The sequence below is a fragment of the Zoogloea sp. genome (assembly GCF_044344315.1).
GTDB lineage: Bacteria > Pseudomonadota > Gammaproteobacteria > Burkholderiales > Rhodocyclaceae > Zoogloea.
Map to the genome: position 1 here is coordinate 15,591 of NZ_JBIJDC010000035.1, position 24,497 is coordinate 40,087.

At 66.9% G+C, this 24,497-nt stretch carries 24 protein-coding genes; 9 read left to right on the plus strand and 15 right to left on the minus strand.

The window, feature by feature from the left end; genetic code table 11:
* Position 1: 1 nt before the first annotated feature.
* From ACIQ09_RS09755 to ACIQ09_RS09775, 5 genes are all read right to left on the minus strand, one after another.
* A complete protein-coding gene (locus ACIQ09_RS09755; protein ID WP_398308652.1) occupies positions 2–757 on the minus strand; it encodes a (Fe-S)-binding protein in 756 nt (251 codons plus the stop codon).
* 35 nt (positions 758–792) lie between these two features.
* Positions 793–4,008 (minus strand): CHASE domain-containing protein, encoded by a 3,216-nt coding sequence (locus tag ACIQ09_RS09760; RefSeq protein WP_398308654.1) that lies wholly within the window; start codon positions 4,006–4,008, stop codon positions 793–795.
* Between the two features lie 144 nt (positions 4,009–4,152).
* Positions 4,153–5,070 (minus strand): universal stress protein, encoded by a 918-nt coding sequence (locus ACIQ09_RS09765; protein WP_398308655.1) that lies wholly within the window; start codon positions 5,068–5,070, stop codon positions 4,153–4,155.
* On the minus strand, positions 5,067–7,754 hold the full coding sequence (locus tag ACIQ09_RS09770) for a cation-translocating P-type ATPase (RefSeq protein WP_398308657.1): 2,688 nt from the start codon (positions 7,752–7,754) through the stop codon (positions 5,067–5,069). The genes ACIQ09_RS09765 and ACIQ09_RS09770 overlap by 4 nt, the downstream gene beginning before the upstream one ends.
* Before the next feature lie 17 nt (positions 7,755–7,771).
* Positions 7,772–8,725, minus strand: coding sequence for a sodium:calcium antiporter (locus ACIQ09_RS09775; protein ID WP_398308659.1), 954 nt, complete (start codon positions 8,723–8,725; stop codon positions 7,772–7,774).
* Positions 8,726–9,033: 308 nt separating this feature from the next.
* Here ACIQ09_RS09775 and ACIQ09_RS09780 point away from each other — a divergent pair, with 308 nt between their 5' ends.
* The 3 genes from ACIQ09_RS09780 to ACIQ09_RS09790 all read left to right on the plus strand — a co-directional run bounded on the left by ACIQ09_RS09780 (position 9,034) and on the right by ACIQ09_RS09790 (position 11,318).
* A complete protein-coding gene (locus ACIQ09_RS09780) occupies positions 9,034–10,311 on the plus strand; it encodes a hypothetical protein (protein WP_398308661.1) in 1,278 nt (425 codons plus the stop codon).
* A gap of 10 nt (positions 10,312–10,321) precedes the next feature.
* Positions 10,322–10,741: a hypothetical protein gene (locus ACIQ09_RS09785; protein WP_398308662.1), complete on the plus strand. Its 420-nt coding sequence runs from the start codon at positions 10,322–10,324 to the stop codon at positions 10,739–10,741.
* Positions 10,742–10,841: 100 nt separating this feature from the next.
* Positions 10,842–11,318 (plus strand): Spy/CpxP family protein refolding chaperone, encoded by a 477-nt coding sequence (locus tag ACIQ09_RS09790; protein ID WP_398308664.1) that lies wholly within the window; start codon positions 10,842–10,844, stop codon positions 11,316–11,318.
* A gap of 18 nt (positions 11,319–11,336) precedes the next feature.
* Here the strand turns inward: ACIQ09_RS09790 and ACIQ09_RS09795 are convergent, their stop codons facing one another.
* The 4 genes from ACIQ09_RS09795 to ACIQ09_RS09810 all read right to left on the minus strand — a co-directional run bounded on the left by ACIQ09_RS09795 (position 11,337) and on the right by ACIQ09_RS09810 (position 14,410).
* Positions 11,337–11,900 (minus strand): GNAT family N-acetyltransferase, encoded by a 564-nt coding sequence (locus ACIQ09_RS09795; RefSeq protein WP_398308666.1) that lies wholly within the window; start codon positions 11,898–11,900, stop codon positions 11,337–11,339.
* Between the two features lie 354 nt (positions 11,901–12,254).
* Complete coding sequence (locus ACIQ09_RS09800) at positions 12,255–13,451, minus strand: globin domain-containing protein (RefSeq protein WP_398308668.1); 1,197 nt, start codon at positions 13,449–13,451, stop codon at positions 12,255–12,257.
* Positions 13,452–13,506: 55 nt separating this feature from the next.
* Positions 13,507–13,746, minus strand: coding sequence for a hypothetical protein (locus ACIQ09_RS09805; protein ID WP_296408073.1), 240 nt, complete (start codon positions 13,744–13,746; stop codon positions 13,507–13,509).
* Positions 13,727–14,410: a class II aldolase/adducin family protein gene (locus tag ACIQ09_RS09810; RefSeq protein ID WP_398308671.1), complete on the minus strand. Its 684-nt coding sequence runs from the start codon at positions 14,408–14,410 to the stop codon at positions 13,727–13,729. The genes ACIQ09_RS09805 and ACIQ09_RS09810 overlap by 20 nt, the downstream gene beginning before the upstream one ends.
* A gap of 132 nt (positions 14,411–14,542) precedes the next feature.
* Here ACIQ09_RS09810 and ACIQ09_RS09815 point away from each other — a divergent pair, with 132 nt between their 5' ends.
* Positions 14,543–14,980, plus strand: coding sequence for an Rrf2 family transcriptional regulator (locus tag ACIQ09_RS09815; RefSeq protein WP_398308673.1), 438 nt, complete (start codon positions 14,543–14,545; stop codon positions 14,978–14,980).
* Positions 14,981–14,987: 7 nt separating this feature from the next.
* On the opposite strand, the gene ruvC is transcribed toward ACIQ09_RS09815, so the two are convergent.
* From ruvC to ACIQ09_RS09835, 4 genes are read right to left on the minus strand one after another with little or no spacing between them, the layout of a single operon-like run.
* Positions 14,988–15,548: a crossover junction endodeoxyribonuclease RuvC gene (gene ruvC, locus ACIQ09_RS09820; protein ID WP_398308675.1), complete on the minus strand. Its 561-nt coding sequence runs from the start codon at positions 15,546–15,548 to the stop codon at positions 14,988–14,990.
* The gene (locus ACIQ09_RS09825; protein WP_398308677.1) at positions 15,545–16,402 is read right to left on the minus strand and encodes a DMT family transporter; all 858 of its coding nucleotides are present in this window, start codon (positions 16,400–16,402) and stop codon (positions 15,545–15,547) included. Before ACIQ09_RS09825 ends, ruvC begins: the two co-directional genes overlap by 4 nt.
* A gap of 7 nt (positions 16,403–16,409) precedes the next feature.
* A complete protein-coding gene (locus ACIQ09_RS09830) occupies positions 16,410–16,643 on the minus strand; it encodes a hypothetical protein (protein WP_398308679.1) in 234 nt (77 codons plus the stop codon).
* A 58-nt stretch (positions 16,644–16,701) separates the two neighbouring features.
* Positions 16,702–18,399 (minus strand): mechanosensitive ion channel family protein, encoded by a 1,698-nt coding sequence (locus ACIQ09_RS09835; protein ID WP_398308680.1) that lies wholly within the window; start codon positions 18,397–18,399, stop codon positions 16,702–16,704.
* A 152-nt stretch (positions 18,400–18,551) separates the two neighbouring features.
* Between ACIQ09_RS09835 and ACIQ09_RS09840 the strand changes: the two genes are divergently transcribed.
* Together ACIQ09_RS09840 and ACIQ09_RS09845 are read left to right on the plus strand one after the other, a co-directional pair.
* Positions 18,552–19,031 carry an EVE domain-containing protein gene (locus tag ACIQ09_RS09840; protein WP_398308682.1) on the plus strand — a complete coding sequence of 160 codons (480 nt, stop codon included), beginning with the start codon at positions 18,552–18,554 and terminating at the stop codon, positions 19,029–19,031.
* Positions 19,032–19,038: 7 nt separating this feature from the next.
* Positions 19,039–19,845, plus strand: a complete 807-nt coding sequence (locus ACIQ09_RS09845) for a sulfite exporter TauE/SafE family protein (RefSeq protein ID WP_398308684.1) — start codon at positions 19,039–19,041, stop codon at positions 19,843–19,845.
* Positions 19,846–19,851: 6 nt separating this feature from the next.
* Here ACIQ09_RS09845 and ACIQ09_RS09850 read toward each other — a convergent pair whose 3' ends face one another.
* A complete protein-coding gene (locus tag ACIQ09_RS09850; RefSeq protein WP_398308686.1) occupies positions 19,852–20,634 on the minus strand; it encodes an enoyl-CoA hydratase/isomerase family protein in 783 nt (260 codons plus the stop codon).
* A gap of 235 nt (positions 20,635–20,869) precedes the next feature.
* On the opposite strand from ACIQ09_RS09850, the gene ACIQ09_RS09855 reads away from it, so the two are divergent.
* Both ACIQ09_RS09855 and ACIQ09_RS09860 read left to right on the plus strand, forming a co-directional pair.
* A complete protein-coding gene (locus tag ACIQ09_RS09855) occupies positions 20,870–21,205 on the plus strand; it encodes a DUF485 domain-containing protein (protein WP_398308688.1) in 336 nt (111 codons plus the stop codon).
* A complete protein-coding gene (locus ACIQ09_RS09860; protein WP_398308690.1) occupies positions 21,205–22,869 on the plus strand; it encodes a cation acetate symporter in 1,665 nt (554 codons plus the stop codon). Before ACIQ09_RS09855 ends, ACIQ09_RS09860 begins: the two co-directional genes overlap by 1 nt.
* A 128-nt stretch (positions 22,870–22,997) precedes the next feature.
* Here the strand turns inward: ACIQ09_RS09860 and ACIQ09_RS09865 are convergent, their stop codons facing one another.
* Complete coding sequence (locus ACIQ09_RS09865) at positions 22,998–23,669, minus strand: GntR family transcriptional regulator (RefSeq protein WP_398308694.1); 672 nt, start codon at positions 23,667–23,669, stop codon at positions 22,998–23,000.
* A 285-nt stretch (positions 23,670–23,954) separates the two neighbouring features.
* Here ACIQ09_RS09865 and ACIQ09_RS09870 point away from each other — a divergent pair.
* Positions 23,955–24,497: methylmalonyl-CoA mutase family protein (locus tag ACIQ09_RS09870; protein WP_398308692.1), on the plus strand; the 543-nt coding region annotated here is incomplete at its 3' end.

Genomic DNA, 24,497 nt, shown 5'->3' on the forward strand with positions numbered 1-24,497 from the left:
CTCAGTGCTCTCCGTCGCCGATGCCGCCGCCGGTGGCCATGCCGGCCAGCACTTCGGCGGTGTGGAAGACCTTGAGCGTCGATCCCTGGCGCCGCAGCCGTCCGGCCATGTTCATCAGGCAGCCCAGATCCCCGCCGAGCAGGGTGTCTGCGCCGGTGGCGGCCACATTGGCCAGCTTGTCATCCACCATGCGGCCGGAGATCTCCGGGTATTTCACGCAGAAGGTGCCGCCAAAGCCGCAGCACACTTCGGCGTCCTGCATCTCGGTGAGCTGCAGCCCGTCCACCGAGCCGAGCAGCAGGCGCGGTTGGGCCTTCACGCCCAGGCCGCGCAGGCTGGAGCAGGAGTCGTGATAGGTGACGGTGCCGGTGTAGGCCGCATTCACCGCGGTGACGCCGCACACGTCGGTGAGGAAGGACAGCAGCTCGTGGCTGCGGGCCGCCAGGGCCTCGGCGCGGGGGCGCCAGTCGGGGTCGTCCTCGAACAGTTTCGGGTAGTCGTGGAGCAGGGTGGCCATGCACGAGCCGGAGGGGCCGACCACGTAGTCGAAGCCCTCGAAGGCGGCGATGAGCTGCTTCGCCAGCGCCCGGGCGGCGTCGAAGTCGCCGCTGTTGTAGCCCGGCTGGCCGCAGCAGCTCTGGGCCAGGGGCACTTCGACGGTGCAGCCGGCGTCCTCCAGCAGCCGGGCGGCGGCAAAACCGACCGTGGGGCGGAAGAGGTTCATCAGGCAGGTGGCAAACAGGCCGACGCGGGGCATGGGTGAATCCTTGAAAGATGGCTGGCGCGCTGCCTTCAGGCGGAGCCAGGCCTGGCTTGACCCAGCCAGCGCAGCAGGGTGGTGTACAGCAGGTCCGGGTCGACGGGTTTGGCGATGAAGTCATCCAGCCCGGCGGCGCGGCAGGCCTGGCGATCTTCCTCGTAGGCATTGGCGGTCATGGCGACCATGGGGGTGTGGGCGTAGCCGGGCAGGGCGCGGATCTGCCGGGTGGCGGCCAGGCCGTCGAGGACCGGCATCTGGATATCCATCAGGATCAGGTCATAGGCCCGGGCGTTGGCCATGTTCACGGCTTCCGCACCATCACCGGCCAGGTCGGTGTCCAGGCCGAGCACTTCCCGCAGCATCTCCATGCCCACCTCCTGATTCACCAGGTCGTCCTCGACGAAGAGGATGCGCCGGCCCTGGTAGTGGGTGCGCAGCGCCAGCTCGGCCTCCAGGCCACTGGGGCCGCTGGTGGTGTCGGTAGGGCAGCTGTCAGATTTTTTGAGCCGGGCAGTGAACCAGAAGAGGCTGCCCGGCCCTTGATGCTCGCCGATGCCGATCTCACCGCCCATGAGCTTGACCAGACGCTTGGAGATGGAGAGGCCCAGGCCTGTGCCCCCGAAGCGCCGGGTGGTGGAGCCATCGGCCTGCTCGAAGGGTTCGAAAATACGCTGGCGGGTGTCAGGAGCGATGCCGATGCCGTCGTCTTCCACTTCAATCCTCAGCAGCACGGCGTCGCCGTAGTCGGCATCGATGCCGGCACGGATACGGATGCCGCCCTGGGCGGTGAACTTGATGGCGTTGCCGACCAGGTTGAGCAGCACCTGCTGCAGGCGCAGCGGGTCGCCGAGCAGTGGCTGGTTGGCAAGGGCCGGGGCGATGTCGATGTCCAGGCTGAGCCCCTTGGCCGCCACCTCGGTGCCAACCAGCCCGGCCACATGGCTGCTGACCCCGTCTAAGCGGAAGGGAATGCTCTCCAGGGGCATGCGCTCGGCCTCGATGCGCGACAGCTCGAGGATGTCGTTGAGCAACTGCATCAGATGCTGGGCCGCCCGGCCCACGCTGACCAGCTTGTCCTTTTGGGCAGGGTCGGTGTTGCGGCGGGCGAGCATGTGATTGAGACCGATGATGGCGTTCATCGGGGTGCGCAGTTCGTGGCTCATGTTGGCCAGGAAGATGCTCTTGGCCCGGTTGGCGCTCTCGGCGGCTTCCTTGGCGATGGACAGGTCGGCGGTGCGGGCGGCGACCAACTCCTCCAGGTGGTCCCGATGGCGCTTCAGTTCGGCTTCCGTGCTCTTGCTGATGCTGATGTCGCGCGCCGTGGCGTAGAAGTAACGCTGGCCGTCGGCATTGACCACCGCGGAGGCGATGGCAACCGGGACCAGGCTGCCGTCCTTGCGCCGATGGGTGGTTTCGAAGCGCTCGCCCCCGTAGGCAGCCAGGTTTGCCCGGTGGGCGGCCCATCGCGCTGCATCGACCGCAGGATCGATGTCGTGGATGCGCAGGCGGGTCAGTTCATCCTCGGTGTAGCCGAGCATCTGGCAGGCGGCCGGATTGACCCGCACGATGCGTCCGTCCTCGTCGATCCAGTGGGTGCCGTCGGAGGAGCGGTCCACCGAGACCATGGCCAGGGCCAGCTCCCGGTTCTTGGCGGCGATGTCGGCGGTCTGCTCCTCGACCTTGCGCTGGATGGTGGCAGTACGGCCGGTCATGCCGAGCATCAGGGTCTGCAGCAGGGTGGCAAAGAGCAGACCCACGACGCCAACCGCCCAGGCCACCCAGGGACGGTTCTGTTGCAGGTAGGTGTCGCTGGCCTGGATGTCGAGGCGCCACGCCCGGTCGCCGACGCTGATGCTGCCCTGCCAGCCGAACCGGCTCGGGCCGATGGAGCCGGCAGCGTGGCGCCGGGTGGTGAGGGGGCCGGCCAGCGGATCGGTAAGAGCAAGGGACAGCCCTTCGGGGATGGCGCCCCGGACGGCGGTCTCCACCAGCGTATCGAGCCGGACAACGGCCACGGCAAAGCCCTGCAGGCGTGTCTCGCTGTCGCCAGGCCGGCGGTGGAGATGGGCGGGGGCCAGCAGCAGCACCGAGCGCTCGCCGTCCGCGTCCTGGATGAGCTGGATAGGTGCTGTGACGGTGATCGAGGCGCCCTTCTGCATGGCCCGCATCACTGCATCGCGGCGCAGCGGTTCGGAATGGATGTCAAAGCCCAGGGCGGCCTGATTGGCTGACCGGGGCACGATGTGACTGATCGGGACGTGCATGTCCCGGCGCGCAGCCGTTACCAGCGCGCCCCTGGCGTCGCGTTCGGTAATGCGGAACGCCGGCAGGCCGAGGCGCAGAGCCATATCGCGCTCGAAATCGGCGCGCCGGGCGTCAGGCACGTAGGCGTTGAAGCTGAGGGCGGAAATGTCGGGGTTGTCCTGCAGGGTGTAGAGGGTGTAGCGCTCGAACTGCTCCGGGGAGAGGTCCGGATCGATCTCGACCAGGCGGCGCAGGGCCTGCAGGGCCTCCTGGTGGGTCAGCAGGCGATCGGCAATGCGGTCCTGGAGGGCCAGCGCGTCAGTCCTGAGGCGGTCGGCTTGACTCTGCTGCTCCCAGCGTCCGGTGAAGTAGATGGCAACGCCCACACACACCAGGGTGAGGACCATGGGCAGGGCCATCTGCTGCAGGCGGGCGCGCCACAGGGGGATGCGGCGCAGCAGTACCGAAAGGCACAGGGGCGCGAAGGTGAGCACCCCCAGGGTGTCGCCGATGAACCAGTTCCACCAGGCGAAGGTGCGCGCCGCAGCCGGCAGGATGTCCAGAGCCGACAGGCTGATGATGCCCGTCGTGGCCGACACCAGGCAGGCCACCGGCCCACCGATCAGCAGAAAGACGATGACGTCCCGTTCATGCTCCAACCGGTGCCAGCGTTCGCTCTCCATGCGCCGGATGAGCAGGCGTCCCATCCAGGCCTGGACCACCGCGCCGCAGGCAATCAGGCTGGCGGCAGCCAGGGTGGTGCCGGAGAGACTGTGGGTGTTCCAGGCCAGCCCGCTGTTGAGGCAGGCCGATCCCAGCCAGATGCCGGGCAAGGCACGCCGGCCGAGCATCAGGGTGATGGCCAGCGCCAGCCCGGAGGCGGGAAAGATGGGGCTGGCATAACCCGGAGCGATGGCAAAGATCAGCCCGAGGCTGCCCAGGGCCAGGTAGGCCAGGGCGATGGAAAGTGTCCGTCCGATTTCGGCGAGGGGGTGTGGTGTCAAGCGCAGGCGCGCACCGCGGATCAGCGCGGTGCAGGTTCAGATCGTGGAGGCTGCCCAGTCTAGGTCAGAACCGGGGTATCTGTCTTGATCTGCACCCATTGGCAGGCAGGTTCGGAGTGTCTCGTTCTGCCGCTTGTATTGCAGCTAGCCGGGCACGTGCTCCACGCGGCGCGGGTCGGGCACCACCAGCACGTCGCACTGGGATTCGTTGAGGATGCGTTTGGTGACGCTGCCCAGGAGCAGCTCTTCGGTCAGTTCGGTGCCGTGTTTGCCGACCAGGATCAGGTCGGCGTCCTGCTCCTGTTCCTGAGCGATGACCTGCTGGGCGGGGTCGCCGTGGGGGACGAGGACCGAGTAATGCCCGGCTTCCAGCCCGGCGGCCGCAGCGAGCACGTGCAGGCGCTGCAGGGATTCTTCCCGCTGTTTGCGGCGGTAGGCGTGGATGGCGACCTCGTCGACGCCGGCGAGGGCGAGCTTGCCCTCGAAGGGCACGTTGAAGACGTGGATCAGGACGATGTGGGCGCTGGGCAGGAGGCGCCGCGCCAGGCGTACGGACTGGACCGAGCCGGGGGAGAAATCCACCGGGGCGAGGACCCGGCGGTAGGGCTCGTGGGGCGGCTGCTTGACCACCAGCACTGGCCGGGCCGCGGTACGGCGCAGCAGGCGCGAGGCGGTGGAGCCGAGCAGCCCGTGGCGCAGGAAGGCTTCGCCGCGGGCGCCGACGACGAGCAGGTCGGCATCTTCGGCGTCAGCCTCGGTGGTGATCACGTCGGCCGGGGTGCCGGCGCAGATGCGCAGGCTGGCGGCGACGCCCTGGTGATGGGCGGGATCGGCGAGCAGTGCGCCCAGGCTGTCGCGGGCGGCGTCCTCGAGGCGTTGCCCGATCTGCGCGCAGCCGTCACCCAGCAGCCCGCGCAGGGTGTCGAGGGCCCCGAGGTGCAGGGCGTGGAGCACGGTGTAGCGGGCGCCGCTGGCGGCGGCCAGCTGGAAGCCCCGGTCCATGGCGTGGCGGGCGGGGGCTGACAGATCGGTGGCGGCCAGGATACGGGTGACGGGCTTCATCGTCCTTCCTCCGGAGAATGGGCGCCGAGGCGCAGGATGAGCTTGCGGGTTTCGTCGAGGAGCAGGGTGCTTGAGGCTACCAGCGCGGCCACGCCCCATTCGCTGGGCTGCAGGTCCACGGTGTCGAAGATGGCCTGGGCCGGGCCCCAATGAACCACCAGCACCTGCAATCCGATTACGGCGAGCAGGGCGGTCCACAGCTTGCCATTGCTGAAGAACTGGGCATTGAAGGCGCTGCCGTGCTCGACGCGGGCGTTGAAGATGTTGAAGAACTGGAACAGCACGAAGGTGGTGAAGGCCAGGGTGCCGGCGAGCAGCGGGCCGCCCCGGGTCAGGCCCCAGGCGTAGATGCCGAGGGTGCCGGCCGCCATGGTCAGCCCGTACAGGCCGATGCGCCACAGGCGCTGCCAGGACAGGATGGCGGCGCCGGCGGCCCGGGGCGTCTGTTGCATGATGCCGGGGCGGGCGGGTTCGACCCCCAGGGTCATGGCCGGGGGGCCGTCCATGATGATGTTGACCCACAGGATCTGGATGGCGGTGAAGGGCGTGGCGAAGCCCAGGAAGGGCGCGCCGAGCACGGTGAGGATGGCGCCGATGTTGGTAGACAGCTGGAAGCGCACGAACTTGACGATGTTGTCGTAGATGGTGCGGCCTTCCTCGATGGCCCGCACGATGGTGGCGAAGTTGTCGTCGGCCAGCACCATGGTGGCGGCCTCCCGGCTCACCTCGGTGCCGGTGATGGCCATGGCCACGCCGATGTCGGCGGCCTTCAGGGCCGGGGCATCATTGACCCCGTCACCGGTCATGGCGACCACGTGACCGCTGGCCTGCAGGGCCTCGACGATGCGCGTCTTGTGTTCCGGGGTGACCCGGGCGAACACGGCTGCGCCCTCCACCAGGCGCTGCAGCTCGGCCGGGCTCAGGCCATCCAGCTCGCGGCCTTCGTGGGCGCGGCCGACGAGGCCCAGTTGGGCGGCAATGGCGGCGGCGGTGGCCCGGTGGTCGCCGGTGATCATCTTGACCTGCACACCGGCGGCGCGGCAGATGCGGATGGCGTCCTTCGCTTCCGGGCGGGGCGGGTCGATGATGCCCACCAGGGCGGTCAGGGTGAGCTCCCTGGTCCAGGCATGCAGGTCGCCGGCTGGGTCGAAGTCGGCGGCGGGGATGCGGCGTCCGGCCAGGGCCAGCACCCGCAAGGCCTGGCCGGCGAGGGCGTCATTGGCCGCGCGGAGCGCGTCGTGGGTAGCGGTGTCGAGGGCGGTTTCCGCGTTTTCGGTCTGATAGCGGGTGGCGCGGGCCAGCAGCACGTCGGGGGCGCCCTTGACCCACATGCGCACCTGGTCGCCTTCCGGGTGGAAGGTGGCCATGAACTTGTTCTCCGAGTCGAAGGGGATCTCGGCAATGCGCGGGTATTCGGTGGCGAGTGGTGCCAGGGTGATGCCACCCCGGATGGCCAGGGCGAGGAGGGCACCTTCGGTGGGGTCGCCGATCAGCTGGCCGTCGACGATGCGTGCGTCGGCGCACAGGGCGGCGGGGATCAGCGCCGCCGAGAGGTCGGGCGGCGGCGTGCCGTCGGGGCCGCTGATCTGGCCGTCGCCGTCGTAGCCTTCCCCGCTCACCGCGTACTGGCGGCCAGCGAAGATCAGGGCCCGGGCGGTCATTTGGTTGAGGGTCAGGGTGCCGGTCTTGTCGGAGCAGATCACGGTGGTGCAGCCCAGGGTTTCCACTGAGGCCAATTTCTTGACGATGGCATTGCGCCCGGCCATGCGGTGCATGCCCAGGGCCAGGGTCACGGTAACCACGGCCGGCAGGCCTTCGGGGATGGCCGCCACGGCCAGGGCGATGGCGGTGAGGGCGGTGTCCATGAGGTCGTCGCCCCGGGCCAGTCCGGCGCCGAACATCAGCGCCACCACCACGCCGGCGATCAGGGCGAGGCGCTTGCCCAGGGTGTCGAGCTGGGCCTGCAGCGGCGTGGCCGGCTCGCTGGTGTCGCCGAGCAGGCCGGCCAGGCGGCCCATCTCGGTGTCCATGCCGGTGGCGGTGACGACGGCCTCCAGGCGACCGCGGGTGGCCACGGTGTTCATGAAGATCACGCCCTGATGCTCGGCCAGGGGGGCGTCGGCAGCCACCGCCGCCGGCGTCTTGGCGACGGGGGCGGATTCGCCGGTGAGGGTCGCCTCGGCCACTTCGGCGGCGTGGGCATCCAGCACCCGCGCGTCGGCGGTGACCCGCTCGCCGGCTTCGAGCAGCAGCACGTCGCCGGTGACGAGGGTGGCGGCATCGACCACCGCCACTTCGCCGTTGCGGCGCACCCGGGCGGTGGGCGCGAGCATGTCGTGGAGGGCGGCCAGCGCCCGTTCGGCGCGGTTTTCCTGGATGTAGCCAAGGGTGGCGTTGAGGAGCACGACCACGCCGATCACCGCTGCGTCCTTGACCTCGCCGAGCAGGCCGGCCAACACGGCCGCCGCCAGCAACACCAGCACGAGCAGGTTGGCAAACTGGTCGAGGAAGCGCCGCCAGGCCGGACGCGGGGGCTTCTGGCGCAGGCGGTTGGGGCCCTGGGTCAGGAGGCGGGCGGCAGCCTCGGCGGCGTCCAGGCCCCGGGCCGGATCGCAGCCAAGCTCCGTGGCAACATCGGCTGCGGGAATCGCGTGCCAGGGGCGGCGTGGCAGGGGGGCGGTCATGGCGGGTGTTCCGGGTTTCATGGCATGCGTCCGAGGCTGCCGAGCATGGCCAGCAGCGCGCTGACGTATAGGCCCAGCAGCATCAGGCCGCGGCTGGGGGGGATCAATCCGCCAGCGCGGGGCTTCAGCATGAGCAGGGCAAGGCTGCCCACGACCAGGGTCGGCGCGACGCTGGCCAGCGGTGTGACGATGGGGTGAATGCTTCCTGCCATGCCGACGATGGCCAGTCCGTTGAAGATATTGCTGCCCATCAGCGTGCCGACGCCCACATCGTCGTGGCCGCGCAGACGTGCCAGTATGACTGTGACCAGTTCAGGCAGGGAGGTTCCGAGCGCGACCACGATGGCGCCGATCACGTAGGTGTTGAGCCCCCAACTGGCAGCCATGCCCTGGGCGCCAGCGACGAACAGGTGTCCTGCCATGATCAGGGCCCCGAGCCCGGCAAGCCCGATCAAGAGGGTCGGCAGCGGCGACAGTACCGGGGGGTCGGTATCGGGGAGGCCTTCCGCGCGCTCCTTCATCCCTGCTCGAAGGCTCAAGGTGAGCCAGAGGGTGAAGGCTGCGAGCAGAACGGCGGCATCCAGGCGATCGAGCGACCCATCAATGCACAGGATCAGGGTCAGGGCCGGTGCCGCGAGGGCGAGCCGGAAGTCCCGGCCGAAATCGCCGGGCTTCGTCGCAATCGGACCAAGGAGGAGTGCCAGGCCGAAGACAAGGGCGATATTGACCACGTTGCTGCCAAGGGCGTCGCCCAGTCCGATCTCCGGTTGTCCGGCGATGGCGGCTGTGGCCGATACGGTGAGTTCGGGGCTGGAGGTGGCGAAGGCGGCCAGGGTGGAGGCGATGAGGGCCCGGGACACGCGCAGGTGGGTGGCCGCGCTCAGGATGGCCTTCAGAAATGCTTCGCCACCGACGGCGGCCAGTAACACGGCTGCGCCGATGGCCGTGAAGTCGCTGACGATGATTGACATGCAAACTACCTTTCCGGATGGCGGCCAGCAGCGTCCTGGTGCTCGCGCTTGCCCTTGAAGGGCTGCGGACGTGGCTGTAGGTCGATGGTATGCCCGCGCTGCGTCACGATCCAGCCGGATTATCCTGCGCCATGCTTCGGAAAAACTGTAATGTCCCGCGGCGCAGAAAAGGGGTTTTCCAACTGCAGGATGGCATAGGGCCTGCCTGGACTTCGCGTCGTCTGTCTTGCGGGCGTGCCTGTTTTCCGGTGCAATAGGCGCCCTTTTCTGCGCTGTCTCCGGGCTGAATCACTTCAGCCCCCCCGCCCATGAAGCGATCCGTCCGCCTGTTGCTGCCACTGAGTCTGGCGCTCGCCGCCGTCGGCGTGCACGGAGCCGATGTGACGGTGTCGGGCTTCGGCACTCTGGGCTATGCCCTCTCCGACACGCCCTATTCCTATCAGCGCTTCATCGACGAACAGGGTACTTTCGACCGGGACAGCCGGCTGGCGCTGCAGGTGGATACGGCCCTGTCGCGGCGCTGGAGCGCCACCGCCCAGTTCAAGTTTGCGCCGGACGAGGACAGCGACAGCCGCTGGGCTCCCCGGCTCTCCTGGGGCTTCCTGTCGTGGCGTCCGAATGACGATTGGCTGTTGCGCGTCGGCAAGCTACGCATCCCCATGTATCTTGGCGCCGAGAGCATGGACGTGGGGGTGTCCTTCGATTACGCCCGGCTACCCATCGAGGTTTACTCGATTGCGCCGACCCTGGACTTCACCGGTGCGTCGGTGACGCGCTCCTGGGATGTGGGCCGGGGTGAGCTGAGCGTGGATGGGTACTGGGGCAAGACCCGCAGCAACTGGCGCCAGTATGCGAGGGACGGGGTGCCGGGGTATCTGGCAGCCGGGCCGGTGTTCGCATCCATCGATGTTGTGGCTCGGGGCCTGGCGCTGACCTATCGCAATGACGGCGATCAGTACCGGATCGGCGTTCACGAAGCGAGCTCCAAGCTGGCTGACGGCACGAACTGGGTGGATCGCCCTGTTCTGATCTCGCCCTTGCCCGGCGTGGCGTATTACAACCTCCTGCCCGGCCCCGGCATGCCCGAACGCCGGACCATGGACATGGTGATCGCCAATGCGGCCATGGATGTGGGCCTGGGGAGGCAGGTCCGCCTGGGCGCCGAGTACGCCGTACGTCAGCTCAAGGACATGGACCGGGGCGTCAACAGTTCCGCGGGCTATGTGTCCCTGCGGCGCCGGACCGGCGCCTGGACGCCCTACGTGTATTACGCTTGGCTCCGCTCCGACCAGGACATGATCGATCTGTACCACGCGGTCAATGACAACCGCGTGCCGGCCTGGGTGCCCCAGGCCGATCTGATCAACCTGTCCCAGCGTGCCACGGCCGACGGCCTGGAAATCCATGACCAGCAGACCTGGGCTGTCGGAAGCGCCTATGCCCTGACTCCATCCAGCAAACTCAAGGCTGAATGGGCGCGGACCCGGGTCGGGTCGGGATCAAGCTTGGTTGATGCGCCAGCGGGGAGCGATGTGCGCTTCCAGAGCATCAATGTGTTCTCCCTCTCCTACAGTTTCGTGTTCTAGGGAGAGGGCCATGAACATCATCAGGATGTGCGTTGCTCTCCTTGGGCTGACCGTTCTGGTGGCCGCGCCGGCACAGGCCGACGGCGTCGTCGTGATCGGCCATCCCCAGCTCCCCAGGCTCAATGCGACGGTGCTGCGCAAGCTCTACACCGGGAGATCCACTGAAGTGAATGGGGCGCCCGTCATTGTCGTGAATGCCCCGCCCGGCAGCCCCGTGCGCAACCGCTTCCTGAACACCTATGTCGAGCAGGACGAGGAGCGTTATGTGGCCTACTGGACGGTCCGTCGTTTCATCGGCAAGGGTCTGCCCCCCAAGGAGATGGACTCCGCCGCAGCCGTCATCGAGTTCGTGCAGAAGACGCCCGGCGCCATAGGCTACGTCGACGCTGCCGAGCTCAGGCCGGGGCTCAATGTGTTGGCCAGGCAATAGGCGCTTACAGTTGGGGTGGAACCGGTGCTTGTGCGGGCCGGTCTGGTACGGCAGATCCGGATATGCTGTCCGGACACCACGTCCCATGAGGAGATTCACCATGTTGAAGCGTTTCCGTCACATTGCCCCGGCTGCCACCCTGATCGCCCTGCTGGGCTTCTCGTCCCTGCCTGCTCTGGCCGACATGCCCTGTGGCCCGATGGGGGCAAAGGGCATGGGGGAACATCGGGCCGAGCGCATGGAGCAGCATCACCGCAAGCTGCACGATGCCCTCAAGCTCAATGCCGAGCAGGAGGTGGCGTGGAAGAAACTGATTGAGTCGGAGCACCCCATGGGCAAGGGCCGGCCTGACGCGGCCAAGGCCGGCGACGCAGCCACCCTGACCACCCCCGAGCGGGCCGAGCGCATGCTGGAGCACATGAAGGCCCACCAGGCGGCCATGACCGAGCACATCGTTGTGCTCAAGGCTTTCTATGCGCAGTTGAGCCCCGAACAGCAGAAAATCTTTGACGATGCCCACCGGGGTGGCCGCCGCGGCGGCATGCGTGCCAAGGCCATGGAGCCGGCCAAGCCCTGAGCTCGTCGGTCGGGCTGCTCAGCCTGGCTGTTGCTGCCAGCGGCCACGGTCCAGCCGGTACAGGCAGTGCGCCCGCAAGGGGCTGCCTGGCGGCACGGCTGGATGATCGAAGTCCTCATCGGTCCGGTGCATGCCGATGCGTTCCATCACCGCTTGGGAGCGCAGGTTGCCCAGGGCGGTGAAGGATACGATCTCCGCGAGTTCCAGTCGTTCGAAACCCACCGTCAGCGCCGCCCGTGCGGCCTCCGAGGCCAGGCCACGCCCCCAGTGCGCCCGGGCCAGACGCCAGCCCACTTCCACACAGGGGGCAAACGGCAGCTCGGCGATGGGGGTGTGCAGCCCGACAAAGCCGATGAACTGCCCACTCTCCTTCAGCTCTGCCGCCCAGAAACCCCAGCCCCGCTCTGCAATCAGGGCCTGACAGCGCAGGGCCAGGGCATTGCTGGCCGGGTATTCGAGGGGGGCTGGAAAATGGGCCATTACCTCGGGATCGGCATTGAGGTTGGCGAAGGGGGTCAGGTCATCCTCGCGCCACTGACGCAGGCGTAGGCGAGGGGTGTCGAATTCGATGAGGCGAGGCATGGGCGAGGGGGGCTGGTCGGGGAGAAGGGCTCCATTCTAGTGGCCAGCCTGCCCGACCGGACGGGTAGGCTGGTTGGGGTGTCAAGGGGGGGCACCCCCGATGCCTGCGTGGCGGCTCCTGTGAGGTCGACCTCATGCGGATGTGGCCTCTTCCCGTTTTGCCAGCACGAATGTTGGATAACAAGCGGGGATCGATTGCTCACGACCTTCGCGCGTTAAATCACTGGTCTGCCTTTGATCGGAGTCCGCGCGGTCGAGTAAGCTCGACCCCACGGGCCTCTTGTCGGCGTCGGAGCCTGCGGAAAGCCCCCCTTGCTTCATTTGTCGGGTGAGGCGGCCAGGGGGACGCAAACTTCATTGCAGGTCGCCGAACAGGTCGGGGCCGAAGACTTCGTAGTGGATGCGTTCCCGCGGGATGCCGGCGCCCAGCAGCCAGCGGCGCTGGGTCTGCATGAAGGGCAGGGGGCCGCACAGGTAGAAGTCACCATCGGCGGGCAGCGTCTCGAGCTGGCCCAGGTCCATGCGCCCGGGGAAGGCGGGGGCGTCATCTGCGGTTGGTGCTTCCAGCCACAAGTGGTAGCGGCCGTCGTCGAGGGCGGCGAGGCTTGCCTCAACGTCGTGCTGGTGGGGGTAGCGGCTGCCGTCCTGGGTGGCATAAGCGAAGACCACCGGGCGTTCCGGGCGGGTGCGTGCCAAGTGGCGCAGCATCGACACCATGGGCGTGATGCCCACGCCGGCGCTGATCAGAATCACCGGATGATCGCCCTCGCCTAGCTGGAAGTCGCCGGCTGGTGGGCCGACACGAAGGGTGTCGCCGATCTGGATGGCGTCGTGGAGGCGGTTCGACACCACGCCGGCCGGGGCGGCTTCGCCCGCTGCGACGCGCTTCACAGTGATCCGCCAGGCGTCGTCGCCGGGTGCATCGGAGAAGCTGTACTGACGCACCTGGGTCAGGCCGGCCGCGGGCACGGGAATGGCAACGCTGAGGTATTGACCGGGGACGAAGGCTGGCAGCGGGATGCCGTCTGCGGGTTTCAGCGTGATGGTGAGGGTGTCGGCGCTGGTGGCTTCCCGGGCCACCACTTCGAGCTGCGGCCAATCCTGCCCGGCCTGCCAGTCCCGCTCCTGATAGAGGCGGGCTTCGCGGGCCACCAGTTCGGTGGCCATCAGCCAGTACACCTCGTCCCAGGCGTCGGCGATGTCGGCGGTGACGGCGTCGCCCAGCACTTCGCCGATGGCGGACAGCAAGTGCCGTCCGACGATGGTGTACTGGGCCGGCGTGATGCCCAGGCTGACGTGCTTATGGGCGATCCGGTCAAGCACGGGGCCGATGACCGCCGGCTTGTCCATGTGGGCGGCAAAGGCATACACGGCGCCGGCCAGGGCCTGGGCCTGGTCGCCCGTGGCCTGGTTGCCGAGGTTGAAGAGGTTCTTCAGCTCCGGGTGGGCGCCGAACATCCGGCCGTAGAAATGGCGGGTGATGGCCTCGCCGTTGGCGAGCAGCACAGGTACGGTCGCTTCGATGAGGGGGCGCGCGGTGGTGGACAGCATGTCGGGGTTCTCTCTGTTGGGCTTGGGGGTGTTCTTTGTTGTTTCTGCGTCGAACTCAGCCGGCTTGCAGGTTGCCGAGGGCGTGGTGGGCGGCGAGGCGTACCACGTAGCCGAGTTTGAAGAAGGCCGCCGACACCGGCAGGGCCAGGTGGCCGGCAATCTGCATGCCCAGGCTGAAGCGCTCTGCCAGGGGGTAGGCCACTAGGGTCGAGGCGAGCATGCCGATGGCGGCGAGGGCCATCATGGCGCGGCCGGTGGTGAGGACCCGGCGCGGGTCAGGGGCGGCGTGTGACATGACCGGTCTCCTCGTCGATGGCGTCAGGATGGTGGATGTGGCGATGACCTGCGGCGAGGGCGATGCGGCAGATGTGTTCCAGTCGCTCCACATGCTCGAAGGCCTCCCATGGGGTCTTGCCGACGGCGACCACGCCGTGGCGATCCAGGCCGAGGATGTGGGGGGCCGGGCCGAGAGCTGGCTGGAAAGCGGCCTCGCAGGCTTCGGCCAGCTCCGTGCTGGTGGCCGGCAGCGCCGGGATGTTCGGCCCGACCCGGGTGTAGCGGGTGACCTCGGGGAAGTCGGCCGACAGGTCGGCCAGATTCCGCCCGGCGTAGAGGGCGGCGACGATGTGGGTGGGGTGCAGGTGCAGCACCGTCAGGGCCCGCCCGGACAGCAAGGCCTGCAGGCGGCGGTGCAGGTCTAGCTCGCCCGAAGGGCGGAGGGCGGTGTTGGCGGCCCCGGCTGCGGCCGGGTCAGCCGGGACGAAGACAAACTGGCTCGGCGCCAGGGCGTGCTTGATGACGCCACTGGCCGACACCAGGAAACCACGGCGGTCGCTCATGGCCACCGACACGTTGCCGTCGCGGGTGCTGATCCAGCCGCGCTCATAGGCTTCGCGCATGACGGCGCAGGCCTGGGCCAGGACGGGGTGCTCGAGTGGGGTGCTTTCGTGGGTGGTCATGGTTCTCTCCGTGGGTGGATCTGGGTTAAGTGGACTCTAGAATGCATCTTTAAAAGAGTCAACTTAAATGAATCTTTTGGAAAAGCCCTTATAATCGAAGGGTTGAAGCTCCTTTCCGGCCATCCGTCATCCATGCACATCACCCAGCACACGGACTACGCCCTGCGCGTCCTGATCTATCTGGCGTCCAACGAGCAGCGCCTGGTGACCATTCAGGAGATCTCGGAGCGCTTCGAGATCTCCCGCAGCCATTTGATGAAGGTCGTCAATCAGCTGATCCGCAATGGCTTTGTGGAAGGCTTGCGCGGCAAGGGTGGCGGCCTGCGCCTGGCGCGGCCACCGCAGCAGATTGCGGTGGGGGATGTGGTGCGGAAGATGGAGGCCGATCTGGCCCTGGTGGAGTGCTTCCACGAGACGAGCCGCTGCCTGCTCACCTCCACCTGTCAGCTCAAGGGGGTGCTGGGGGCAGCGCTGGAAGCTTTCTTCGCGTCTCTGGACAAGGTGGCGCTGTCAGAGGTGCTGGGGCCTTCCCAGCGGGCCTTGCTGCACGTGCTGAAACGGGCGCCTTGAGGGCCGCTCAGGCCGACAGGCGCCCGCCGCGCTTGCGGGTGCCGATGCCGGCCATGGCGGCGATGCCGCTGCTGCCGTGGGCGTGGCAGATGGCGCAGGCCAGGGCGTCGGCCGCGTCGGACGAAGGCGCGCCTTCAAGGGACAGCAGGCGCTGCACCATGTGGCTGACCTGCTCCTTGGCGGCCTTGCCGTGGCCGACCACGGCCTGCTTGACCTGCAGGGCGGTGTACTCGGCCACCGGCAGGTCGCAGGACACGGCGCCGCAGATGGCCGCGCCCCGGGCCTGGCCGAGCAGCAGGGTGGATTGGGGATTGACGTTGACGAAGATGATCTCCACCACAGCCTGGTCAGGCTTGTAGGTGGCGATCACCTCGCGCACCCCGTCGAGGATGATCTTGAGGCGTTCCGGCAGGCTGCCTTCGCCGGTCTTGATGCAGCCGCTGGCCACGTAGCGCAGCTGGCTGCCCAGGGTGTCGATGATGCCGAAGCCGGTGCTGCGCAGGCCCGGGTCGATGCCGAGGATGCGGGTGGCGACGCTGGCCGAGGCGGTCGGGCCATTGACCCTCATTTGCGCGCCAGCCACACACCGAACACGGTCAGCCCCATGCCCAGCAGGGCCAGGCCGGTGAGGGTCTCGCCGAAGGCGGCCCAGGCGATGAGTGCCGTGGTGGGCGGGGTGAGGTAGAACAGGCTGGCCACGTTCACCGCGCTGCCGCTGCGGATCAGCAGGTTGAGCAGGCTGATGGCGCCCACCGACAGCACCAGCACCAGCCATAGCAGGGCGAAGATGAACTGGCCGCTCCATTCGATGACCATGCTCTCGGTCTGGCTGGCGAGCAGTGCGGACAGGGCGAGGGTTGGCAGAAACTGGATGACCGAGCCGGTGCGCAGGTCGAAGGCCGGGCAGAAGCGCTTCTGGTACAGGGTGCCGGCGGTGATGCCGAGCAGCGCCAGCACCGCCGGGGTGAGCATGGCGGTGAGTTCCGGCGTGCTGGTGGCTGCGGCCACCTTGTGGGCCACCACCAGCCCGACGCCACCAAAGCCCAGCACCAGCCCGGCCCACTGGCGGGGCAGCACGCGCTCACCCAGGATGGTGCCGGCTCCCAGGGCGGTGAGCAGCGGTTGCAGCCCCACCACCAGGGCAGTAATGCCCGCCGGCAGGCCGTGCCGGATGGCGGTGAACACGCCGCCCAGGTAGAGCGCATGCACGAGTACGCCGGTGACGCCGATGTGCAGCCACTGGCGCGGCGAGGCCGGCCAGGGCGCGCGGGTCACCAGGGCCACCATGCCCATCACGGCGATGACCAGCACGTAGCGGGTAGACAGGAAGCTGAGGGGTTCGGCGTAGGGCAGGCCGTACTTGGCACCGATGAAGCCCGTGCTCCACAGGAGCACGAAAAGCAGGGGGTAAAAGCGGGTCACCGGCGGCTTACTGGGTCGTATGCTTGCTGCGATAGATGCGGGTGGCGACGGACACGATGACCTGTACGTCCTGAGGGGCGATGTCAGGCAGGTTCTCGCGCACCACCCGGTAGGCCAGGTGCTCCAGGGACTGGCCGTTCCAGGCGTTGGCGGGGTCGAAGAAGGGCTCGATGATGACGTAGGCCTTGTCCACCAGCTCACGCAGGCTTAGGTTCTTGCGGCGCTCGGGGGTGGTGCTCATGGGGGCTCCTGGGGTCGGAATGGGCTTATGGACAGGCCCGGATGATACTCCACGCCATTCATGCACCGGGCTTGCCGGCGGGGGGCGTGAACCACTTTTCCGGCGGCACGACCTTGTCGGCGGCCGGATCGGCCATGTAGTGGGGCGACATGATCTGTACCCCGTGTTCGTTGAATACGTCCTGGATGTTGGCATGCAGGCGGCTGACGACCTCGGCCCTGGGGAGGGCGCCGGCAGGCAGCGCCTGGGCGACCAGGCAGTACTCGGGGTAGAAGTCGGACAGGGCGGTTTGATACACCCGCGGCGTGGGCGTGGCGAGAATGCCGGGGGTGCGACCCGCCGCCTCGATGAGCATGGCCTCTACCTGGCGCCAGGGGGTGTCGTAGCCGATGGTTACGCTGGTATCCACCATGAAGCCTTCGCCGCTGACCGTGCGGGAATAGTTGCGTGTGGCGCTGCCGACAATCAGTGCGTTGGGCAGGGTAATCTCCGCGCCGCGGCCGGTGCGCAGGCGGGTGGTGAACAGGTTGATGCCGACGATGGTGCCCTCGTGCTCGCCGATGCGCACGTACTCGCCGCTGCGCAGGGTGCGGGAGTACATCAGGATCAGCCCGCTGGCACCCTGCCCGACAATGCTCGACGCGCCCAGGGAAACCATCAGGCCGATGAGCACCGACATGCCCTTGAAGGCCTCGGTGTGGGAGCCCGGCAGATAGGGGTAGGCCATCACCAGGGCGAAGATCCAGATCAGGATGTTGGCGATCTTGCGGGTCGGTTCCACCGTGTCCCGGTCCAGCCAGCCGATGCCGGATTCACCTGATGACACATGGTCGAACAGGGGTTTGAGCAGCCCGACCACGCCCCGGGCAAGCAGGAACATGATGGCCGCGATAAGCAGGTTGGGCAGCGTTGTGAGGATGCCCTTGCCCAGATCCACGGCGATGCCCAGCAGGTAGCCGTTGAGCTGTTCGCCCCACACCCGTGTGAACGGAAAGCGGGCCAGCACGAAGCCCAGCCAGGCGTAGGCCAGGAGCAGGACGAGCAGCCAGTAGCCTGCGTTCATCAGCCAGCCCACGGCGGCCAGGATGCGGTCGCGGCGGATGAGTTCGGCGCCGCCGAGCCTCAGGCGCTCGGCTTTCGAGTCGATGGCGCTGACCAGGCGCCCACCGACGCCCTTGTGCAGCCGGCTGAGCACCAGGGCGACGATCAGCGCCACCGCCGTTGCACCCGCGGCAGTGGCGGCACCCCGGGCCATGGCTTCGCTGTCGCGGCTCTCGCGGGTTTCGGCGATTACCCGGTGCAGCTTGTCCAGGGTGGTGAGGGTGAGGGTTTCGAGGGTCTCGCCGCTGAGCTTGTCCACATCGTCGTGGCTGAGGATGAAGGCCATCTGACCACCCACCAGGAAGATGTTGCCCATCTGGTTGTGCTGGACCTTGACCTCGTCGTTTTCGTCCCGGGCCAGGATGGCGGCGAGGTTGCGCTCGCCCCGCTCGGCACGCTGGCTCGCCGGCGAACCGAGCAGACTGCTGCGGAAGCGCACCACATGACGGTTCATCAGGATCAGGTCGGCCTCGCCCTCCGCGGGGGCTGCGGTGGGGGGGCTTTGCTGGATGGCCGCCGCCGGCGTGCTGGCGGCGGCTGCGGACGGACCGGGCAGCCCCAGGGCGATTGCGGCCAGCAGGGCCAGCAGGAAGACCGTCGGCAAGCACGCGGTGCGGGAGGGATGGCAGGCGGAAAGCAGGCAGGGCAAGGGCATTCGGTCGGGCTTCCTTGGCTGGGCGAGTCTGGCGCGGGCAGGTCCGGTATTGTGTGCCAGAATCTTCCTCCCAATGGCGCGGCGTCTCAATCCGCACTTGCCCGGCGTGGGGCCGGACAGTCCATTGCCATGGTTTTGAGAGGGAGCCCTGCATGCAGTACTGGCTGATGAAGTCCGAGCCGGATGACGTGTCCATTGACGGTCTGGCAGCCCGTCCGGGCCAGACCGTGCCCTGGTACGGGGTGCGCAACTATCAGGCGCGCAATTTCATGCGTGACGGCATGCGGGTGGGTGACGGGGTGTTGTTCTATCACTCCGGCTGCGCCGAACCGGGCATTGCCGGCATTGCCCGGGTAGCCAGCACGGCTTATCCGGATGCCACCCAGTTCGATCCGGCGAACAAGTATTTCGACCCGAAGGCCACGCCCGAGACGCCGCGCTGGATGCACGTGGACGTTGCCTTCGTGCGCAAGACCCGCCTGCTGGGTTTGTCCGAATTGCGCAGTCACCCGGAACTGGAGAACATGCGCGTCCTGGCTCGCGGTAACCGCCTCTCCATCACGCCGGTGGCGCCGGCCGAGTGGCGCTTCATCGTCGGGCAATTGCTTGGCGCGACAGATCTGGTGAATTGAGAGCGTAATGGGTATCGAATGGTTGTTGGCCTACCTGGCCCTGGGCGGTCTGGTGGGTTTTTTTGCAGGGCTGCTGGGGGTGGGTGGGGGCGGCATCATGGTGCCGATGTTGACCACCCTGTTTGCCGCCCAGGGTTTCCCCCGGGAACACCTGGTACACGTGGCGCTGGGCACATCGATGGCCGCCATCGTGGTCACGTCCATCTCCAGTCTGCGTGCCCACCACAAGCATGGCGCGGTGCGCTGGGACATTGTCCGGGGCATCACCCCTGGCGTGTTGTTGGGCACTTTTGGCGGCACCTTCATTGCGTCCCGAGTGGCGACGGCGCCGCTGGCGATCTTCTTCGCCTGCTTCATGGCCTATGTGTCAATCCAGATGATCCTCAACGTCAAGCCCAAGCCCTCCCGCGAGCTGCCCGGTACGGCCGGGATGGCCGGCGTGGGCGGGGTCATCGGCGTGGTGTCGGCGCTGGTGGCCATTGGCGGTGGGTCCCTGTCGGTCCCCTTCATGACCTGGTGCAACGTGAAGATGCAGAACGCCATCGGCACCTCGGCCGCCATCGGTCTGCCCATCGCCCTGGCCGGTGCGGTGGGCTATCTCATCAATGGCTGGGGTGTCGCGGGCCTGCCGGAGTGGACGGTGGGCTTCGTGAACGTGCCGGCCCTGGTGCTGGTGAGTTCGGTGTCAGCCTTCTCGGCCCCCATTGGCGCAGGGCTGGCCCATCGTCTGCCCGTGGCGGTGTTGAAGAAGATCTTTGCTGCCGTGCTGGTGCTGCTGTCCCTGAAGATGCTGCATACGGTGCTGGGCGGCTGAGGGGCTTCAGCGCCCCTTGAATTCGGGCGTGCGTTTGTTGAGGAAGGCGTCCAGGCCTTCCCGGTAGTCGTCGGTGGCGAGAAAGTCGAAGGCGGCGCGCTTCTCGCTGGCGCTGAGCGGCCGGCCATCCATCAGGCGATGAACCCATTGCTTGTGCCAGCGTGCCACCAGTGGAGCCCCCTTCAGGATGCGTTGGGCCGTTGCCAGTGCTTCCCGCTCCACCTCCTCGTCATCCACCACCCGGGTCAGCAGGCCCTTGGCCAGGGCCTCCCGGGCGCTCAGGATGCGCCCCTCCAGCAGGATCTCCAGCAGCACGGCCGGGCCGACCAGGCCCAGCAGGCCGGCCATCTCACCTGGATACATCGAGAAGCCCAGCTTGTTGATCGGCGCGCCGAAGCGGCTCGATTCGCCGGCAATGCGCAGGTCGCAGCAGCCGGCGATCTCCAGTCCGCCACCCACGCAGGCGCCCTGGATCATCGCCACCGTGGGTACCGGGCAGGCCCGCACCGCATCCAGGGCTGCGGCCACCAGATCCTCGTGGTAGTGCAGCGCGTCATCCACCGTAGCCCGCACGGTGAGGAACTCCTCGATGTCGCCACCAGCGGCGAAGGCCTTGTCGCCCGCACCCCGCAGCACTACGCAGCGCACGTCCGGGTCGGTGTTGATCGCGCTCATGCGTGCCCGCAGCCCCCGCCACATGCCGGCATCCACAGCGTTGAGTTTGTCGGGATTGGACAGGGCGAGGGTGGCGATGCCTGCGTCCTGACTGAAGAGGATTTCTCCGGGCATGGGGGGCGGTTTCCTTGAGTCGAGTGCCTGGCGCGCTTTTGTTGCGCCGCAACAAAATCACCGTACGTTGTAGTATGGGGTCTTCTATATGCTATATCATCTGGCTGGGCGTCGTTAATGGCGCGACTTCGCCCGCCGGTCGTACCACACAAAAAAAGCTCCACAGATCGCCGCTCCAAGAACACCAACAGGCAGATCGCGCCGAATTCACTGACTTTCTCTCGGGAGGGAAAAGATGTCGACCAATGCTAGCCAGAATGCGGTTTACGCTCGTATCCGCAAGAACCCCCGCTTCGCCGAACTGGTTTCGAAGCGCCAGGGTTTCGCCACCCTGCTGTCGGTGATCGTTCTGACGATCTTCTACGGCTTTTTCATGGTGGTGGCCTTCAACCCCAATCTGATCGGTCAGCGCCTGTCCGAAGGGTCCTACGTGACCGTCGGCATCGCCGCCGAGCTGTTCATGTTCATCTTCTTCTGGCTGCTCACCGCCTACTACGTCAAGCGCGCCAATAGCGAGTTCGACGACATGACCACCGAGATCGTCCGCGACGCTGCCAAGGAGGTGAAGTAATGCTTGCCCGTCTGAACCTCGCGCTGCTGGCCCTGCTGGCGCCGGCCCTGTCCTTCGCTGGTGATGCCATTTCTGCCACCGAGAAGCAGCCTCTGAATCTGCACGCCATCGGCATGTTCGTGCTCTTTGTGTCGATGACCCTGGGCATCACTTACTGGGCTGCCGGCCGCACCAAGTCCACCGCTGATTTCTATACCGCCGGCGGCGGTATCACCGGCTTCCAGAACGGCCTGGCCATTGCCGGCGACTACATGTCGGCCGCCACCCTGCTGGGCCTCACTGCGCTGGTCTACACCAAGGGCGTCGATGGCTACATCTATATGATCGCCTTCTTCGCCGGCTGGCCCATCATCCTGTTCCTGATGGCCGAGCGCCTGCGCAACCTGGGCAAGTTCACCTTTGCTGACATCACCTCCTACCGGCTCAATCAGGGCAAGGTGCGGACGATGGCGGCGGTGTCCTCGCTCACCGTGGTGTGCTTCTATCTGGTGGCCCAGATGGTCGGTGCCGGCCAGCTGATCAAGCTGCTGTTCGGTCTGGACTACAACATCGCCCTGTTTGTGGTCGGCGCCCTGATGATGGTCTACGTCACCTTCGGTGGCATGGTCGCCACCACCTGGGTGCAGATCATCAAGGCCTGCATGCTGCTGGCTGGCGGCACGCTGGTGGCGGTTCTGGCCATGTCCCAGTTCGAATTCAGTTTCGACAAGATGATGAGTCAGGCGGTTTCCCTGCACAGTCTGGGTGAGAAGCTGCTGTTCCCGGGCACCCTGCTGCCGGATCCCATCACCGCCCTGTCCCTGGGCCTGGGCCTGATGTTCGGTACGGCCGGTCTGCCGCACATCCTGATGCGCTTCTTCACCGTGACCAACGCCAAGGAAGCCCGCAAGTCGGTGCTCTACGCGTCCGGTTTCGTGGCTTACTTCTTCAACGTGATTCTGCTGATGGGCTTCGCTGCCATCATCATCGTCGGCCAGAACCCCGAGTTCTTTGAAGGCGGCCAGATTGGCGGCAAGGTCATCGGTGGCGGCAACATGATCGCCATGCACCTGGCCAAGGCCGTGGGTGGCAACCTGCTGCTGGGCTTCCTGTCTGCTGTGGCCTTCGCCACCATCCTGGCCGTGGTGTCCGGTCTGGCGCTGGCCGGTGCGGCTGCCATCTCCCACGATATCTACGCCCGTGTGATCCGCAAGGGCCAGTCGACCGAGACCGAAGAGCTGCGCGTGTCGCGTTTTGCCTCCGTGGGCCTCGGCCTCGTGGCCATCGTGCTGGGCATCGCCTTCGAGAAGATGAACGTGGCCTTCATGGTGGCACTGGCCTTCGGTATTGCGGCTTCGGCCAACTTCCCGGTGCTGATCCTGTCCATGTACTGGAAGGGTCTGACCACCCGTGGGGCCATCATTGGTGGCTACTCGGGCCTGGTTGCTGCCGTGCTGCTGGTGGTGCTTTCCAAGTCTGTGTGGGTGACTGTGCTGGGTAACGCCCAGGCGATCTTCCCGTACGACCAGCCGGCCCTGTTCTCCATGCCGCTGGCCTTCCTGCTGACCTACATCTTCTCGAAGCTGGACAACAGCCCCGAGGGGAATGCCGAACGCGCCATGTTCGACGATCAGTACGTGCGGGCCCAGACCGGCTTCGGTGCCGCTGAAGCCAGCGCCCACTGATATCCGCAGCGCCCGCAAGGGCGCGTGCAGGCAACAAAAAACCCCCGACCGGGCAGCTGGTCGGGGGTTTTGCTTGTCTGGGTCGGGTTTCTGTTTGGCCGCCCCTAGGGGCGATGACCAAAAAGCTGTCAGGCGGTGGCTTCCCGCTTGGCGGCGATCTTGGCCAGGGCCCGGCGGCCGCTGGAAATGTGCTCGCGCATGGCCATCTCGGTGGCGCCGACATCCCGCCTGCCGAGGGCTTCGAGGATGAGCCGATGTTCCGCCAGGGACTGCTCGATGCGCCCGTCGATGAACAGCGAATGGTGCCGCGACAGCTTGATGACCTTGCGCAGGTCGGTGATGGCCTGGGTCAGCCAGCGGTTGTCGGCGATCAACTGGACCTCCTGATGGAAGGCCTGGTTGGCTTCGAAGAAGCCGTCGATGTCGCTGGTGCGGGCTGCCTCTTCGAGTTCGGCGTGGATATCGAGCAGGCGCTGCAGGTCGGTGTCGCTGGCCTTGCGCGCGGTGTCCGCTGCGCACTGACCTTCGAGCAGCGCCATGACCGTGAAGATCTCGTCCAGGTCGCGCTCGGAGATCTCGGTGACGTAGCAGCCACGGCGGGGCTTGAGCGTCACGAGGCCCTCGGCCGCGAGCACCTTCAGGGCCTCCCGCAGGGGGGTGCGGGAGATGCCGTACTGGGTGGCCAGGGCTTGCTCATCCACCCAGGTGCCCGGAGGCAGTTCGTGGGAAAAAATGCGCTGGCGCAGGCGTTCCGCGACTTCCTGGTAAAGGGCGAGAGGGGCGATCCGGCCTGCGTTCATGGTTTTGAGTGACAAGGTCGAAAAAGTGTCGTCTTCAGCTGTTGCATCCATAATTATGGATAAAGTATTATCTACAAGATAGCAAGTCAAGTTCCTGCGCAGGATGTCACCCTTGTGTCGGTCAGGCGGCAGCATAGCCGTCAGACCACAAAAAATAGAGGGAGGGAGAAAACTGCCCTGCGCGGGGCACGGCAGCCGGCCGTGACCAGGGGTCACGGCCGGTACTGGCGTCACTAATTACCAAGGGCTGCCAAGCGGCCCACGCTACGTGAGGGTAGAAAAGCCATGGCGAACAACACCGAACCGACCTTTCCCCAACCCGATCTGGCCGCCTGGAACAAGGCTGCCGCCAAGTCGGCCCCCGGTGGCGATGTCGCCAAGCTGAACTGGGTGACCCCCGAGGGCATCACGGTCAAGCCGCTGTACTCCGCGGCGGATCTCGAAGGCCTCAAGTACACCAACACGCTGCCGGGCTTCGAGCCCTTCCTGCGCGGCCCTCAGGCCACCATGTATGCGGCCCGCCCGTGGACCATCCGCCAGTACGCCGGCTTCTCCACCGCCGAGGCTTCCAATGCCTTCTACCGCAAGGCGCTGGCCGCCGGCGGTCAGGGCGTGTCCGTGGCCTTCGACCTGGCTACCCACCGGGGCTACGATTCTGACAACCCCCGCGTGGTGGGCGACGTGGGCAAGGCCGGTGTGGCCATCGACTCCGTCGAGGACATGAAGATCCTGTTCGATCAGATCCCCCTCGACAAGGTGTCGGTGTCCATGACCATGAACGGCGCCGTGCTGCCGATCCTGGCCGGCTACATTGTTGCCGCCGAAGAG

Coding starts and splice junctions, on each gene's coding strand:
- ACIQ09_RS09765 (WP_398308655.1), bottom strand. CDS start 5,070: ATGAAGCCCGTCACCCGTATCCTGGCCGCCACCGATCTGTCAGCCCCC.
- ACIQ09_RS09850 (WP_398308686.1), bottom strand. CDS start 20,634: ATGCCCGGAGAAATCCTCTTCAGTCAGGACGCAGGCATCGCCACCCTC.
- ACIQ09_RS09865 (WP_398308694.1), bottom strand. CDS start 23,669: ATGAACGCAGGCCGGATCGCCCCTCTCGCCCTTTACCAGGAAGTCGCG.
- ACIQ09_RS09860 (WP_398308690.1), top strand. CDS start 21,205: ATGCTTGCCCGTCTGAACCTCGCGCTGCTGGCCCTGCTGGCGCCGGCC.
- ACIQ09_RS09810 (WP_398308671.1), bottom strand. CDS start 14,410: ATGACCACCCACGAAAGCACCCCACTCGAGCACCCCGTCCTGGCCCAG.
- ACIQ09_RS09815 (WP_398308673.1), top strand. CDS start 14,543: ATGCACATCACCCAGCACACGGACTACGCCCTGCGCGTCCTGATCTAT.
- ACIQ09_RS09780 (WP_398308661.1), top strand. CDS start 9,034: ATGAAGCGATCCGTCCGCCTGTTGCTGCCACTGAGTCTGGCGCTCGCC.
- ACIQ09_RS09835 (WP_398308680.1), bottom strand. CDS start 18,399: ATGCCCTTGCCCTGCCTGCTTTCCGCCTGCCATCCCTCCCGCACCGCG.
- ACIQ09_RS09775 (WP_398308659.1), bottom strand. CDS start 8,725: ATGTCAATCATCGTCAGCGACTTCACGGCCATCGGCGCAGCCGTGTTA.
- ACIQ09_RS09840 (WP_398308682.1), top strand. CDS start 18,552: ATGCAGTACTGGCTGATGAAGTCCGAGCCGGATGACGTGTCCATTGAC.
- ruvC (WP_398308675.1), bottom strand. CDS start 15,548: ATGAGGGTCAATGGCCCGACCGCCTCGGCCAGCGTCGCCACCCGCATC.
- ACIQ09_RS09785 (WP_398308662.1), top strand. CDS start 10,322: ATGAACATCATCAGGATGTGCGTTGCTCTCCTTGGGCTGACCGTTCTG.
- ACIQ09_RS09800 (WP_398308668.1), bottom strand. CDS start 13,451: ATGCTGTCCACCACCGCGCGCCCCCTCATCGAAGCGACCGTACCTGTG.
- ACIQ09_RS09855 (WP_398308688.1), top strand. CDS start 20,870: ATGTCGACCAATGCTAGCCAGAATGCGGTTTACGCTCGTATCCGCAAG.
- ACIQ09_RS09795 (WP_398308666.1), bottom strand. CDS start 11,900: ATGCCTCGCCTCATCGAATTCGACACCCCTCGCCTACGCCTGCGTCAG.
- ACIQ09_RS09770 (WP_398308657.1), bottom strand. CDS start 7,754: ATGACCGCCCCCCTGCCACGCCGCCCCTGGCACGCGATTCCCGCAGCC.
- ACIQ09_RS09845 (WP_398308684.1), top strand. CDS start 19,039: ATGGGTATCGAATGGTTGTTGGCCTACCTGGCCCTGGGCGGTCTGGTG.
- ACIQ09_RS09790 (WP_398308664.1), top strand. CDS start 10,842: ATGTTGAAGCGTTTCCGTCACATTGCCCCGGCTGCCACCCTGATCGCC.
- ACIQ09_RS09805 (WP_296408073.1), bottom strand. CDS start 13,746: ATGTCACACGCCGCCCCTGACCCGCGCCGGGTCCTCACCACCGGCCGC.
- ACIQ09_RS09755 (WP_398308652.1), bottom strand. CDS start 757: ATGCCCCGCGTCGGCCTGTTTGCCACCTGCCTGATGAACCTCTTCCGC.
- ACIQ09_RS09830 (WP_398308679.1), bottom strand. CDS start 16,643: ATGAGCACCACCCCCGAGCGCCGCAAGAACCTAAGCCTGCGTGAGCTG.